We start from the raw sequence: 14307 nt of genomic DNA, 5'->3' as shown, positions 1-14307 counted from the left end.
CATGACGGCCACCGCCCCGACCCCATCCACGGCCCGCGTCCGCGCCACGGCACTCCTGCCGCGGCTCACGCTGGTCCTCGCCGCACTGCTGGCAGCCTTCTTCGCCGCTGCCGGACCGGCTTCGGCACACGCCGCGCTGACCGCGAGCGACCCCACGGACGGGGCGGTGGTCGCCACGGCGCCCGCCCAGATCACCCTCTCCTTCTCGGAAGGGGTCGCCATGAACGGCGACTCCATCCGCGTCCTGGACCCGCAGGGCAAGCGAGTCGACACCGGTGAACTGCGCGACCTCTGCAGCGGGAACCTCATCCGCTACGGCACTGCCCTGCGCCCCGGACTGCCGGACGGCACCTACACCGTCGCCTGGCAGGCCATATCCGCGGACAGCCACCCGGTCTCGGGCGCCTTCACCTTCTCCATCGGAGCCCCCTCCGAGACCAACGTCTCGCTGCCCTCGCGGACGGCGGGAGACGGTCCCGTCGCCGTGGCCTACGGCATCGCGCGCTACGTGGCCTACGCCGGATTCGCCGTGCTCGTCGGCGCCGCCGCCTTCATCCTCCTGTGCTGGCGCCGGGGCGCCGCGCAGCGGCCGATGCAGCGGCTGGTCGTCCGTGCCTGGGTCGCGCTCACCGTGGCCACGCTGGTGATGCTGCTGCTCCGCAACCCCTACACGGGGTCGGGGAACTTCGCCGACGCCTTCGACCTGGCCGGGCTGAAGGCCGTCCTGGAGACCAAGTCCGGGGCCTCGCTCGTCTCGCGGCTGCTTCTCCTCGGCGCCGCCGCGCTGTTCATCACCGTCCTGTTCGGCTCCTACGCCCGGCGCCACACCTCGGGGGACACGGACGGGACGTCCGGGACGGACGGGACGGACCGTACGGATACCTCCGGCGTGTCCGAGGAGGACGCCAAGGGGGAGAGCGACCTCGTCTTCGGACTCGGCATCGGCGGGACCGTCGTCGCCGGCGGCATCGCCGCCACCTGGGCGTTGTCCGAGCACGCCTCGACCGGCATCCAGCCCGCCCTCGCCATGCCCGTCGACATCCTGCACCTGCTGGCCGTCGCCGTATGGCTCGGTGGGCTCACCGCGCTGCTCGTCGCACTGCACAAGGTCCCCGGGATCGAGCGCACCGCCATCCGGCGCTTCTCCACCGTCGCCTTCACCAGCGTCGTCGTCCTGGCCGTCACCGGGACCTACCAGTCCTGGCGCCAGGTGGGCAGTTGGTCCGCGCTGACCGGGACCGACTACGGCCGGCTGCTCCTCGTGAAGATCGGCCTCGTCGCCCTCGTCGTCGCCATCGCCTACACCTCCCGGAAGTGGACCGCACGGCTGGCCGGGGAACGGGGCGAGAGCGAGGGGGAGCGGGAGGGCACCTCCGATGTTTCACGTGAAACATCGACCGTGACCGTCCCCGACACCCTCTCTTCCGACCCCCGGCGCGCCGCGCAGCTCGCGCGCCAGGGCGCCGCCCGGCGCACCGCTCGGGAGAAGCAGGTCCGCGACGCCGACCCCGACCGCACCGGCCTGCGCCGCTCCGTCCTCGCCGAGGCCGGAGTCGCCGTGGTCCTGCTGGCCGTCACCACCGTCCTCACCAGCACCGAGCCCGGCCGTGCCGCGGAGCTGGAGGCCGGCCGCGGCTCCACCGCCACGGCCGTGCCCGACCGCGCGGTCAAGGTCACGCTGCCCTTCGACACCGGCGGCCAGAACGGCAAGGGCTCGGTCAGGCTCCAGCTCGACCCCGGCCGGGTCGGCGCGAACTCGCTCCACGTGTGGGCCGAGACCCCCGACGGCAAGCCGCTCGACCTGCCCGAGCTGAAGGTGTCGTTCACCCTGGAGGCCAAGGAGATCGGCCCCCTTCCGGTCCTTCCCGAGCGCGCCGCTCCCGGGCACTGGACCGCATCGGGGGTCCAGCTCCCGCTGACCGGCGACTGGCGGATCGACGTGACGGTCCGCACCTCCGACATCGACCAGACGACCGTCCAGAAGAACGTGAAGATCGGCTGACCAGCGTGACCCAGAACAGCGGGACGACCCGGAGCACCAAGAGCGCCAAGAGCGGCGAGAGCAGTGAGAGCGCCGCGAGCGGCGAAAGCGGCGGAAGCGGCGGAAGCGGCACCGAACGCCCCGGCATCGAGATCTCCCGGCGCCGCCTGCTGGGCACGGTCGGCGCCGCGGGCGCGGCCGGGCTCGCGCTCGGCGCCGCCGGCGGAGCCCTCGTCCAGTCCGGGATCTCCGGGTCCGGTACGGCAGGCACCGGCGGCGCTCCCGGCAGTCTCGGCGCGACCCGGGTCGCCTTCCACGGGGATCACCAGGCCGGGATCACCACCCCCCTCCAGGCCAAGGGGCACGTACTCGCCTTCGACCTGGCGCCCGGTGCCGGGCGCACCGAGGCCGCCGCGCTGATGCGGCGCTGGTCCGACACCGCCCGGCGGCTGACCGCGGGCGAGACCGCCCCGGTCGCCGACACCGGCATCGCGCTCGGCTCCGGCCCCTCCTCCCTCACAGTGACCTTCGGCTTCGGTCACTCCTTCTTCGAGCGCACCGGCCTCGCCGCGCGCCGTCCCGCCGCCCTCGACCCACTGCCGGACTTCTCCGCCGACCGGCTCGACCCCCAGCGCAGCAACGGCGACCTCTGGGTCCAGATCGGCTCCGACGACGCGCTGGTCGCCTTCCACGCGCTGCGCGCGCTGCAGAAGGACGCCGGCGAGGCCGCCCGGCCGCGCTGGCAGATGAACGGCTTCAACCGTTCTCCCGGTGCCACCGCCTCCCCGATGACCGCCCGCAACCTCATGGGCCAGGTCGACGGCACCAACAATCCGAAGCCCACCGAAGCCGACTTCGACCGGCGGATCTTCGTCCAGGGCGGCGGGCCCCCGGAGCACGCCTGGATGGCCGGGGGCTCGTACGCCGTCGTACGCCGCATCCGCATGCTCCTCGACCACTGGGACCAGCAGTCGCTGGCCCAGCAGGAACAGGTCATCGGCCGTACGAAGGCCACCGGCGCCCCGCTGACCGGGGGCGGGGAGACCACCGCACCGGCCCTCGACAAGATCGGCGCCGACGGGAAGCCGGTCATCCCCGCGAACGCGCATGCCCGGATCTCCGCACCCGCCCAGAACGGCGGAGCGGCCATGCTCCGGCGTCCCTTCTCCTTCCACGACGGGATCGCCGCCGACGGAACCCCCGACGCGGGGCTGCTCTTCATCTGCTGGCAGGCCGACCCCTCCCGCGGCTTCGTCCCCGTCCAGCGCAAGCTCGACCGCGGCGACGCCCTGTCCGAATTCATCCGGCACGAGTCGAGCGGTCTGTACGCGGTGCCGCCCGGCGCACGCGCCGGGGAGTACGTGGGGCAGCGGCTGCTCGAAGGGTGAACAGCCCGGGTGGCGTCCGGGTCCCGGCATTAGGCTGATCGCATGTCGGCCACCCGCTTCACCTATCTCGGTCCCGAGGGCACGTTCACCGAAGCCGCCCTTCGCACCCTCCCCGAAGCCGCGACCCGGGAGCTCGTCCCGATGGTTTCGGTCCCGGCCGCTCTGGACGCCGTGCGCAACGGCGAGGCCGCCGCGGCCCTCGTCCCGATCGAGAACTCGGTGGAGGGCGGGGTCACCTCGACCCTGGACGAGCTGGCCGCCGGCGTGCCGCTGATGATCTACCGCGAGGTGCTGCTCCCCATCGCGTTCGCGCTCCTGGTGCGGCCCGGCACCCAGCTGTCGGACGTCAAGACGGTCACCGGGCACCCGGTCGCCCAGCCGCAGGTGCGCAACTGGCTGCGGTCGAACCTGCCCGACGCCCTGTGGGAGTCGGCGGCGTCCAATGCCGACGGTGCCCGGCTGGTGCAGGAGGGCCGCTTCGACGCAGCCTTCGCGGGAGAGTTCGCGGCCGCGACCTACGGGCTGGTTCCGCTGGTCACCGAGATCCACGACGCGCAGAACGCCGAGACCCGCTTCGTCCTCGTCGGACGTCCGGCCCGTCCGGCCGCGCCGACCGGCGCGGACAAGACCTCCGTCGTGCTGTGGATGGGCGACGACCGGCCCGGTGCGCTGCTGGAGCTGCTCCAGGAGTTCGCCGTCCGCGGGGTGAACCTGATGCTGATCCAGTCCCGGCCGACGGGTGCGGGGATCGGCAACTACTGCTTCGCCGTCGACGCCGAGGGGCACATCTCCGACCGCCGGGTCGGCGAGGCCCTCATGGGCCTCAAGCGCACCTGTCCCCAGATCCGGTTCCTCGGCTCCTACCCGCGCGCCGGTGTCGCTCAGGGTGACGTCCAGGCCGCCCGGGCCGGAACCTCCGACGGCGACTTCACCGCGGCCTCGGACTGGCTGACGCGGTGCCTCGACGGGCGCCCGTAGCGCTCCGTCCACTGTCCACAGAGTTATCCACAGGGATCGGTGCAGACCTGGGGACAAGTCGACAGAGCAACACGACAAGGTCGACAAATCGGTCGGGTGGCACAGGTTTCGCGCTGACGAGCGGGAGGTGAACGGCGTCACCCGTGTATCACCGATCAACTCTTTGGGGCGAGTCATTCCCACCCGAATGAGTGTGTGAGGGTGGTTTGAACCCTGATTGGGTCCGCTCGCCCCGCAGTCGGGATTGAACTATTCCTGTGTCCACAGATCCCGCGCACAGCCTGTGGATAAGCCGGTCGCCTGGGGAATTCCTGTGGACAAGGAAGACCCGTCCACCCTGCTCAGGGGCTGCCCGATCGCTACCCCGGTGCCCCTTTTCAGGGAATGGGGCCGGTTTTATCGGGCCCGGCGGAACGGATGCTTCCGGTCCCGCTCCCGAAGTTTTCCATTCGCGGCAATTAGGACAAAGCGACACGCAGCGTGATATCGGTGCGATCCCCCGAAGCCCGGCCCGGTAGCCTGGAGGGGTGATTGACCTCCGGCTGCTCCGTGAAGACCCTGACCGTGTCCGCGCCTCGCAGCGCGCCCGTGGAGAGGACGTCGCCCTCGTCGACGCACTGCTCTCCGCCGACGAGCGCCGCAGGTCCTCCGGCATGCGATTCGACGAACTCCGCAATGAGCAGAGGTCGCTCGGCAAGCTGATCCCCAAGGCCTCTCCGGAGGAGCGGGCCGAGCTGCTGAAGAAGGCCGATCTGCTCAAGCAGGACGTCAAGGCCGCCGAGGCCGAGCAGAACGAGGCGGACGAAGCCGCCAAGCAGCTGCTCCTGAAGCTCGGCAACATCGTCCACACGGACGTGCCCGTCGGCGGCGAGGAGGACTTCGTCGTCCTCGAGACGCACGGCACCATCCGCGACTTCGGAGCCGAGGGCTTCGAGCCCAAGGACCACCTGGAGCTCGGCGAGTCCCTCGGCGCCATCGACGTCGAGCGCGGCGCCAAGGTCTCCGGCTCGCGCTTCTACTACCTCACCGGCATCGGCGCCCTGCTGGAGCTCGCCCTCGTCAACGCGGCCATCGCACAGGCCACCGAGGCCGGCTTCACCCCGATGCTCACCCCGGCGCTGGTCCGCCCGCGCGCCATGGAGGGCACCGGCTTCCTCGGCCAGGCCGCGGAGAACGTGTACCACCTGGAGGGCGACGACCTCTATCTGGTCGGCACCTCCGAGGTCCCGCTCGCGGCGTACCACATGGACGAGATCATCGACGCGGACAAGCTGCCGCTGCGCTACGCCGGCTTCTCCCCGTGCTTCCGCCGCGAGGCCGGCACGTACGGCAAGGACACCCGCGGCATCTTCCGCGTCCACCAGTTCGACAAGGTCGAGATGTTCTCGTACGTCGCGCCGGAGGAGGCCGAGGCCGAGCACCAGCGTCTCCTCGACTGGGAGAAGCAGTGGCTGACCAGCCTGGAGCTGCCGTTCCAGGTCATCGACGTCGCCACCGGCGACCTGGGCTCCTCCGCCTCGCGCAAGTTCGACTGCGAGGCGTGGATCCCCACCCAGGGCAAGTACCGCGAGCTGACCTCCGCCTCGAACTGCGACGGCTTCCAGGCGCGCCGCCTGTCGGTCCGCTACCGCGACGGCAAGAAGACCGCTCCGCTGTCCACGCTGAACGGAACGCTGTGCGCGGTCCCGCGCACGATCGTGGCGATCCTGGAGAACCACCAGCAGGCCGACGGCACGGTCCGGGTTCCCCCGGTGCTCCGGCCCTACCTGGGCGGTCGGGAAATCCTGGAGCCGATCGCCAAGTGAGCACGGCCCCGTTCCCGTACAAGCTCGTCGCGACCGACCTCGACGGGACGCTGCTGCGCGGCGACGACACCGTCTCGGAGCGCACCCGTGAGGCCCTCCTCGCGGCCACCGCGGCGGGCGCAGCGCACATCATCGTCACCGGCCGCGCCGTGCCGTGGACGCGGCACGTCCTCGACGACCTCGGCTACAAGGGCATCGCCGTCTGCGGCCAGGGTGCGCAGGTCTACGACGCGGGCGCGCACCGGCTGCTGACCTCGGTGACGCTCGACCGGAAGCTGGCCGCGCTGGCGCTGGAGAAGATCGAGGCCGAGGTGGGTCCGCTGGCGCTCGCCGCCAGCCGGGACGGAGTCGAGGGCGAGGTGCTGTTCGGCCCCGGCTACCAGGTCCAGGAGGGCCTTCCCGCGATCTACCTGGAGGACACCGCCGAGGTCTGGTCCGCTCCGCTGAACAAGCTGTACATCCAGCACCCCGAGCTGGACGAGGACGCCCTGGTCCAGGTGGCCCGGGCGACCGTGGGCAGCCTGGTCGGCATCGTCATGGCCGGTCCGGGCATCGTGGAGATCCTGCCGCTGGGGCTGACCAAGGCCACCGGCCTCTCGCTGGCCGCGCGCCGGCTGGGGGTGAAGGCGGCGGAGACGATCGCCTTCGGCGACATGCCCAACGACATACCGATGTTCGGCTGGGCCGCGCACGGAGTGGCGATGGCGAACGCGCACGCGGAGCTCAAGGCGGTGGCCGACGAGGTCACCACCTCGAACGAGGAGGACGGCATCGCCGTGGTCCTGGAGCGTCTGCTGGGCGCCGCGTAACCCGGCGGAAGACGAACGGAAGGTCCGGAACGGCCCGCGCCGCGAGGCGCGCTCGAAGTGGCTGTTCCGGACCTTCTTGTTGCTCCCCGCACGGCTCACTCTGCCCCTGCCGCACGCCTCGTACCAGTGATTTTCCGTGCGTCAGCGGGGCTCGTGGTGCGGGTTCGGGTGGCGGGTCAGCGGCCAGGCGAGGAGGCCGACGGCGAGCGCGATGGCGTGGCCGAAGTCGGTGAAGGTGCCGTCGCTGGCGAGCGGGAGCCCGAAGAAGGCCACGACCCCGGCCAGGTAGAGCCAGCGCCAGGGGCCGGGCAGGCGGTACGTGAGCACGCCGACGGCGGTCGCGAGCCCGTAGCTGACCCCGATGTCGACGACGTGGACCATGCTGCGCGGGGCGCGGTGGTCCTGGATGGCCATCAGGACCAGCTTCTGGCTGATCAGCGTGGCCGTGATGTGTCCGGTCGCGACGATGAAGAGCCAGCGCAGGGTGCCGAGCCAGCGTTCGACATTGGCCTGGAAGACCTCGAAGAGGACGAAGTAGAGCGGGAGCGAGGCCGGGTCCTCGATCCAGAACGCGCTGCTGAGCAGCGCCCGTATGGGGTGCCGGGCGAGCTCGTGGATATTGCTGCTGTTGCGGTGGAGCAGGACGTGCTCGAGATGGTCGGGCACGATGACGACCACGATGCTGGTGACCACGATGATCAGCAGCCAGATGTGGGTACCGGGCGCGGAACGTATCCAGGACCGTACCGGCCTGGACGCTTCGGGCTCCGTGTACTCGATCATGCACCGATGGTCTCGCGCAAAGCTGTGCCCCGCCTGGCCGGTGGGCCGGGCGGGGCACTGTTTCACGTGAAACATCCGCTGCCGGCGTCGCGGGGACGCCGGTGCGCGGGTCCTACTCCTCGCCCGCCAGGGACAGGCGGCGGAGCTTCTGGCCGGCGTAGAAGGTGGCGCCGACGGTGACCGTGACGAGCAGGATCACCGCGGTGGGCAGCCCGACGGTGGCGTCCACGTAGCCCTCACCGGCGACCTTCTGCGCGAGGGCCAGCGACCACTGCTGGACGCTGAGGGTCTTGGCTCCGTCGACCAGGCTGCCGAAGAGCGACTCCCAGATCAGGGCGTAGACCAGGCCGAAGACGACGGCGTGCCGGCTGACGGTGCCCAGCAGCAGGAACAGGGCGCTGTAGGCGACCGAGGCCACGAGCGCGGCAATGGTGTAGGCGACGGCGATCTGCTGGCCGTTGCCGTTGAGGATGTAGCCGGCGATCAGGGTGGGGATCGCGGAGAAGACCATGGTCACGGCGATCGCGACGGTCAGCTTCGTCAGGATGATCGTCGGGCGCTTCACCGGCTTCGAGAGCAGGTAGACGATCGAGCCGTCGTCGATCTCCGGGCCGATGGCGCCGGTGCCGGCGATGACGCCGATCAGCGGGACCATGGTGGCCAGGGCGAATCCGCCGAGGAGATCGGCGGCGACCTTGTCGTCGACCCCCGCGAAGGCGCGCACGGCGATGGAGATGGCGATCAGCAGGACGGGCAGCGCACACAGGATCAGTGCGCGGCGGCGGCCGAGCAGGGCCCGGTAGGTGAGCCGGGCAACGGTGGGGTTGTACATGGTGCCAGCTCCTTCAGGCCGCGACGAGGTAGGAGAAGACCGACTCGAGGGACTCGTCGGAGGGCGAGACCGTCAGCAGCCGGATGCCGTGCTCGCGGGCGACCCGCGGCAGCAGCTCGGTGAAGCGCCCGAAGTCGACGGCCTGGATGCGCAGGGCGCCCTCCTTGAGGTCCACCTCGATCCCGGCGGTGGACGGGTCGGCGATCAGGGCCGCGGCGAGGGCCCGGTCGTCGGAGGAGCGGACGAGGTAGCGGTGCGGGCGGTCCGTCATCAGGCGGCGGATCTTGCGGAAGTCGCCGGAGGCGGCGTGCCGGCCGGCGACGACCACCTCGATGTGGGAGGCGAGCTGTTCGACCTCCTCCAGGATGTGGCTGGAGAAGAGCACGGTGCGCCCGTCGTCGCCCATGCGCCGCAGCAGCTCCATGAGCTGCATGCGCTGGCGCGGGTCCATGCCGTTGAACGGCTCGTCGAGCAGGAGCACCGAGGGGTCGTGGACCAGGGCGGAGGCCATCTTGACGCGCTGGCGCATGCCCTTGGAGTACGTCGAGATCTTGCGGTCCTGGGCGTACTCCATCTCGACCGTGGCCAGCGCCCGCTGGGCTGCCGCCTCGTCGAGACCGTGCAGTTCGGCGTTGGCGACGACGAACTCCTTGCCGGTGAGGAAGTCGTACATGGCCTCGCGCTCGGGCACGACGCCGATCTGCTTGTAGACCTGCTCGTTCTGCCAGATCGGGGTGCCGTCGAGGGTGACGGTGCCCGTGGAGGGGGCGAGGAAGCCGCCCATCATGTTGATGAGGGTGGACTTGCCGGCGCCGTTGGGGCCGAGCAGGCCGGTGACTCCGGGACCGATGCGCATGGTCACGTCGTTGACGGCGACGACGTTCCCGAACCAGCGGGAGGTGTGGTCGATGTCGATGATGGTCACAGCCCGGCCTTCCGGTAGCGGGCCATCAGGGCGGCGTAGGAGCCGGCGATGAGGCCGAGGATGACGAGCAGGTAGACGAAGCCGGCGGCGGTTCCGGGGCCCTCGCTGCCGGGGAACCCGGAGTCGGCGCCGAGGAAGGCGGTCTGCAGGCCGTCGATCAGGCTCATCGGGGAGAACAGGCCCAGCCATTCGATGACCCCGGTCGAGCCCGTCTCGTAGGCGATGGCCTGGACGACCGACACGGCGCCGTAGGGGATCAGGAGCACCGCGATGATGGCGGCGACGCCGAAGCCGCGGCGCGGGGTGAGCGCGGCCATGACCAGGCCGAGGCCGGAGAAGAGCAGCGACAGAAGCAGTACCGACACCAGTGCCTGCCCGAATCCCTTGGTCTGGTCGGCGAAGTCGAACTTCGCCAGGAGCGAGCCGATCCACATGATCAGCAGCGGGGTGGCCGTGAGGACGAACAGGGCCGAGGCCATGGCCGCGAACTTGGCCAGGACGTAGTCGACGCGCTCGATGGGCCGCGAGAAGTAGAGCGGCACCGTCTTGAAGCGCAGGTCGCGCGAGACGGACTGCGGCGCCTGGGAGGCCAGGTAGAGGTAGACGATCACCTGGGTGGTCATCGCGTACGTCGTGTACTTGATCGGCAGCGCGGTGGAGCCGGGCACCGTGATGGCGACCGCGACGAGGATCAGCGCGGGCACGCACATCACCGCGAAGAGCAGCATCGGCAGCACCTTCGACTTGGCCGAGCGGCCGAGTCCGTAGGCGCCGCGCAGGGACTGCGCGAAGAGCGACGTGCGGGCGTAGGAGCGGCCGAGCCGGGGGCCGTCGTAGGACCGGTAGCCGATGTTGTGGATCTGGGTCGAGGTGTCAGGCGCCATCGGAACCGGCTCCCTTCTGCTGGGTGGCGGCCCAGGCGGCGGCCTGGGCGGACTGGGCTGCGAACTGCTCGGACCGGGCGGCCGCCGCGTCGCTGTCGCGGAAGACCTCCGCGATGTGGTGGCGGCGCTGTTCCATGCGGACCAGCCCGATGCCGAGGTCGGCCACCGTGTCGCGGACGGTGTCGTACGTGGCCTCGCCGGTGGCTTCCACGAGGAGGATGTGGCCGGCTCCGGGCAGGCCCTCCTCCTCGCCCGCGTGCAGGGTCAGTCCGGCCTCGGTGAGCGCCTTGCGCAGGGCGGCGGTGCCGTCCGGGTGGGCGTCGGAGTCGGTGACCTCGACCGCGAGGGTCGTGGTGGTCTGGGTGAAGTCGCTGGTGGAGCTGGAGCGCAGCAGCTTGCCGCCGTCGACGACCACGACGTGGTCGCAGGTCCGCTCCAGCTCACCGAGGAGGTGGGAGGTGACCAGGACCGAGATGCCGAAGTCGGTGTAGACGCGTCGGATCAGGCCCAGCATCTCGTCGCGGCCGACCGGGTCGAGGCCGTTGGTGGGCTCGTCGAGGAGCACCAGCTGCGGGTCGTGGACCAGCGCCTGGGCGAGCTTGACGCGCTGCTTCATGCCGGTGGAGTAGCCGCCGATGGGGCGGTAGCGCTCCTCGTACAGCCCGACGTGGCGCAGGGTGTCCGCGGTGCGCTCACGGGCGGCGGTCGGCGGGAGCCCCGACATGCGCGCCATGTGCACGACGAACTCGGTGGCCGAGACGTCGGGGGGCAGGCAGTCGTGTTCGGGCATGTAGCCGACGCGCTCGCGGATCGCGCTGCCATGGGTGGCTACGTCGAGTCCGAGCACGGCGGCGGTGCCCTCGGTGGCGGGGGACAGTCCCAGCAGAATCTTGATCAGCGTGGACTTGCCGGCTCCGTTGGCGCCCACGAGCCCGGTAACTCCGGGTCCGATGTCCAGGGAGAGCCGGTCGAGGGCGGTCACTCGGGGGTACCGCTTGCTCAGGCTTTCGGTCGCGATGACAGTCACGTGAACGACGTTAGTGGCGCGCCGGGCCCGGATCGTCAGACCTGGAGCTCGATCCTTTCTCCGCCTTCAGGACTACGGACCCCGACATAAGGCTGACGTGAGGCTGATGCGTACCGGACAAGTTTGTCCACAGGTCCGTGCACGGGCCTTGACGTGATCTCCGGTCATTGTCACATTCATCAGTGTCAAGTTACGGGCGCGTACGGCTACATGGACGGACGGCTGGCATGGCTGGGGACACCAGGCAACGCACGAAGCGACGCACCACGGAACTCTCCGCCGAACTGCGCGGGTTCAAAGAGGTGCAGCGCCTCTCCTACGAGTGCGCAGAGGCGGTCGCGGCGCAGCTGCGTCCCGGCGTGACCGAGCGCGAGGCCGCGCGGATGCAGCGCGACTGGCTGCGCGAGCGCGGGGTGCGGGACTGGTTCCACATGCCGTTCGCGTGGTTCGGGGACCGGACCGCCTTCACCGGCTTCAAGATCCCCCTGCAGTTCTTCCCGACGAACCGGGCCCTGGAGCCGGGGATGCCGTTCATCCTCGACATGGCCCCGGTCTACAAGGGCCACACCGCCGATATCGGGTACTCGGGCAGCCTCGGCCTCAACCCGGTGCAGGACCGGCTCATGTCCGACCTGCGGGCGCACCGCGCGCTGATCCTCGACCAGGTCCGCGAGCGCCGCTCCCTGCGCGACATCTACGAGGAGGTGGAGCGGCTGATGATCTCCCAGGGGTACGCGAACCGGCACCGGGCCTACCCCTTCGGTGTCATCGCGCACAAGATAGACCGGGTCAAGGAGCGGAGCTGGGCACCGACCGCGTTCGGGTTCGGCACCCAGGCCCTGAAGGGGCTGGCCTCCGACGCCCTGCGCGGCCACCGCGAGGGCTGGTCCCCGCTGTGGAGCCCGTACCGCTTCTCCGACCACCCGCCGCAGCCCGGTCTGTGGGCGGTGGAACCGCACCTGGGCTTCCGGGGCACCGGCGCGAAGTTCGAGGAGATCCTGGTCGTCACCGACTCCCGGGACCCCGAAGAGAGCGCGTACTGGCTGGACGACGATCTGCCGCACGTGCGGCGCTGGGCTGAGGAGAAGGCGGCATGAGCGCAATGACGGACGCGGGCCTGGCGGGCGCGCGCGAGCGCTGGGTGAGCACCGGCGGGGTGGAGCTGTGCGTCGTCGAGCTGGGCGACGCGGACCGGCCGACCGTGGTCCTGGTGCACGGATACCCGGACAGCAAGGAGGTCTGGTCGCAGGTCGCCGAGCAGCTGGCCTCCCGGTTCCACGTCGTGCTCTACGACGTACGGGGACACGGGCGCTCGACCGCGCCGCAGCCGCTGCGCGGCGGGTTCACCCTGGAGAAGCTGACGGACGACTTCCTCGCGGTCATAGACGCGGTCAGCCCGGACCGCCCGGTGCACCTGGTCGGCCACGACTGGGGTTCCGTACAGGGCTGGGAGTTCGCGACGGTCGCCCGGACCGAGGGCCGGATCGCCTCCTTCACCTCCATGTCGGGGCCCTCCCTGGACCACTTCGGGCACTGGATCAAGAAGCGGATGGCCCGGCCCACCCCGCGCCGGGCGGCCCAGCTGCTGAACCAGGGCGCCAAGTCCTGGTACGTGTACATGCTGCACACCCCCGTGCTGCCGGAGCTCGCCTGGCGCGGGCCGCTCGGCAAGCGCTGGCCGAAGATGCTGGAGCGGCTGGAACAGGTCCCGGCCGGGAACTACCCGACGGCCTCCCTGCCCTCCGATGCCGCGCACGGTGCCTGGCTCTACCGGGACAACGTCCGGCCCCGGATGCGCCGGCCGCGCGCCGACGCGTACGCCCACGTACCGGTGCAGCTGATCACCCCCACCGGGGACGCCTTCCTCTCCGAGCGGCTCTACGACGAACTGGAGCTGTGGGCCCCCGATCTGCTGCGCCGCACCCTGCCGGCCAAGCACTGGGTGCCGCGGACCCGGCCCGACCAGCTGGCCGCATGGATCACCGAGTTCGTCACCTCCCGGGAGGAGCCCGCCGCGCGGGCGCCGGAGCAGAGGGCCCCGGGCCGGTACGCCGACCGGTTCGGCGGGCAGCTGGTCCTGGTCACGGGAGCCGCCAGCGGCATCGGCCGGGCCACGGCCTTCGCGTTCGCCGAGGCCGGCGCGCGCGTGGTGTGCGTGGACCGGGACGCCGAGGGCGCCGCCCGTACCGCCGACATGGCGCGGCTGGTCGGCGCGCCGCAGGCCTGGGGGGAGTGCGTCGACGTCAGCGACGAGCAGGCCATGGAGAAGCTCGCCGCGAAGGTCGCCTCCGAGTACGGGATCGTGGACGTCCTGGTCAACAACGCCGGGATCGGGCTGTCGGGCCCGTTCCTGGACACGACCGCCGAGGACTGGAAGAAGGTCCTCGACGTCAACCTGTGGGGCGTCATCCACGGCTGCCGGCTCTTCGGCAAGCAGATGGCCGAGCGCGGTCAGGGCGGGCACATCGTCAACACCGCCTCCGCCGCCGCCTACCTGCCGTCCAAGACGCTGCCCGCGTACAGCACCTCCAAGGCGGCGGTGCTGATGCTCAGCGAGTGCCTGCGGGCGGAGCTGGCCTCGAAGTCGATCGGGGTGTCGGCGATCTGCCCCGGCATCGTCAACACCAACATCACCGCCACCTCCCGCTTCGCCGGAGTGGACGAGGCCGAGGAGAAGCGGCGCCAGCAGAAGTCCTCGCGCCTCTACGGGCTGCGCAACTTCCCGCCGGAGAAGGTCGCGGACGCGATCCTGCTCGCGGTCGTGAAGAACCAGGCCGTGGTGCCGGTGACTCCCGAGTCCAAGGGGGCCCTGTGGATGTCCCGGTTCGCGCCGGGGACCCTGCGGCGGTTCGCGAAACTGGAGCCCAAGCTGTGAGCGGGGCGGCGGGCGCGGGC

12 protein-coding genes are annotated in these 14307 nt (G+C 70.9%); 7 read left to right on the top strand and 5 right to left on the bottom strand.

Going from position 1 to position 14307, the window contains the following annotated elements:
• Position 1: 1 nt before the first annotated feature.
• From ACWCP2_RS02655 to ACWCP2_RS02635, 5 genes are all read left to right on the top strand, one after another.
• Entirely contained in the window at positions 2-2002 is a 2001-nt protein-coding gene (locus ACWCP2_RS02655; protein ID WP_450906766.1) for a copper resistance CopC/CopD family protein, read from the top strand.
• 5 nt (positions 2003-2007) lie between these two features.
• Positions 2008-3369, top strand: a complete 1362-nt coding sequence (efeB, locus tag ACWCP2_RS02650; RefSeq protein ID WP_450906765.1) for an iron uptake transporter deferrochelatase/peroxidase subunit — start codon at positions 2008-2010, stop codon at positions 3367-3369.
• A gap of 42 nt (positions 3370-3411) precedes the next feature.
• Entirely contained in the window at positions 3412-4347 is a 936-nt protein-coding gene (pheA, locus tag ACWCP2_RS02645) for a prephenate dehydratase (protein WP_450906764.1), read from the top strand.
• A 527-nt stretch (positions 4348-4874) separates the two neighbouring features.
• Entirely contained in the window at positions 4875-6152 is a 1278-nt protein-coding gene (serS, locus tag ACWCP2_RS02640; protein ID WP_450906763.1) for a serine--tRNA ligase, read from the top strand.
• Complete coding sequence (locus ACWCP2_RS02635) at positions 6149-6961, top strand: HAD family hydrolase (RefSeq protein ID WP_450906762.1); 813 nt, start codon at positions 6149-6151, stop codon at positions 6959-6961. The genes serS and ACWCP2_RS02635 overlap by 4 nt, the downstream gene beginning before the upstream one ends.
• A gap of 141 nt (positions 6962-7102) precedes the next feature.
• Here the strand turns inward: ACWCP2_RS02635 and ACWCP2_RS02630 are convergent, their stop codons facing one another.
• The 5 genes from ACWCP2_RS02630 to ACWCP2_RS02610 all read right to left on the bottom strand — a co-directional run bounded on the left by ACWCP2_RS02630 (position 7103) and on the right by ACWCP2_RS02610 (position 11412).
• Positions 7103-7744, bottom strand: coding sequence for a rhomboid-like protein (locus tag ACWCP2_RS02630; protein WP_450906761.1), 642 nt, complete (start codon positions 7742-7744; stop codon positions 7103-7105).
• A 112-nt stretch (positions 7745-7856) separates the two neighbouring features.
• Positions 7857-8576, bottom strand: a complete 720-nt coding sequence (locus ACWCP2_RS02625; RefSeq protein WP_450906760.1) for an ABC transporter permease — start codon at positions 8574-8576, stop codon at positions 7857-7859.
• A gap of 13 nt (positions 8577-8589) precedes the next feature.
• A complete protein-coding gene (locus tag ACWCP2_RS02620) occupies positions 8590-9501 on the bottom strand; it encodes an ABC transporter ATP-binding protein (protein WP_450906759.1) in 912 nt (303 codons plus the stop codon).
• On the bottom strand, positions 9498-10385 hold the full coding sequence (locus ACWCP2_RS02615; RefSeq protein ID WP_450906758.1) for an ABC transporter permease subunit: 888 nt from the start codon (positions 10383-10385) through the stop codon (positions 9498-9500). Before ACWCP2_RS02615 ends, ACWCP2_RS02620 begins: the two co-directional genes overlap by 4 nt.
• A complete protein-coding gene (locus tag ACWCP2_RS02610) occupies positions 10375-11412 on the bottom strand; it encodes an ABC transporter ATP-binding protein (RefSeq protein WP_450906757.1) in 1038 nt (345 codons plus the stop codon). Before ACWCP2_RS02610 ends, ACWCP2_RS02615 begins: the two co-directional genes overlap by 11 nt.
• A 227-nt stretch (positions 11413-11639) precedes the next feature.
• Here ACWCP2_RS02610 and ACWCP2_RS02605 point away from each other — a divergent pair, with 227 nt between their 5' ends.
• Positions 11640-12509, top strand: coding sequence for a M24 family metallopeptidase (locus ACWCP2_RS02605; protein ID WP_450906756.1), 870 nt, complete (start codon positions 11640-11642; stop codon positions 12507-12509).
• Between the two features lie 5 nt (positions 12510-12514).
• Positions 12515-14287 carry an SDR family oxidoreductase gene (locus tag ACWCP2_RS02600; RefSeq protein ID WP_450906929.1) on the top strand — a complete coding sequence of 591 codons (1773 nt, stop codon included), beginning with the start codon at positions 12515-12517 and terminating at the stop codon, positions 14285-14287.
• Positions 14288-14307: the final 20 nt, after the last annotated feature.

This window comes from Streptomyces sp. NPDC002104, assembly GCF_053593795.1.
This window is presented reverse-complemented; position numbering and strand designations above follow the sequence as displayed.

Coding starts and splice junctions, on each gene's coding strand:
- ACWCP2_RS02625 (WP_450906760.1), bottom strand. CDS start 8,576: ATGTACAACCCCACCGTTGCCCGGCTCACCTACCGGGCCCTGCTCGGC.
- ACWCP2_RS02605 (WP_450906756.1), top strand. CDS start 11,640: ATGGCTGGGGACACCAGGCAACGCACGAAGCGACGCACCACGGAACTC.
- pheA (WP_450906764.1), top strand. CDS start 3,412: ATGTCGGCCACCCGCTTCACCTATCTCGGTCCCGAGGGCACGTTCACC.
- ACWCP2_RS02630 (WP_450906761.1), bottom strand. CDS start 7,744: ATGATCGAGTACACGGAGCCCGAAGCGTCCAGGCCGGTACGGTCCTGG.
- ACWCP2_RS02655 (WP_450906766.1), top strand. CDS start 2: ATGACGGCCACCGCCCCGACCCCATCCACGGCCCGCGTCCGCGCCACG.
- ACWCP2_RS02615 (WP_450906758.1), bottom strand. CDS start 10,385: ATGGCGCCTGACACCTCGACCCAGATCCACAACATCGGCTACCGGTCC.
- ACWCP2_RS02600 (WP_450906929.1), top strand. CDS start 12,515: ATGACGGACGCGGGCCTGGCGGGCGCGCGCGAGCGCTGGGTGAGCACC.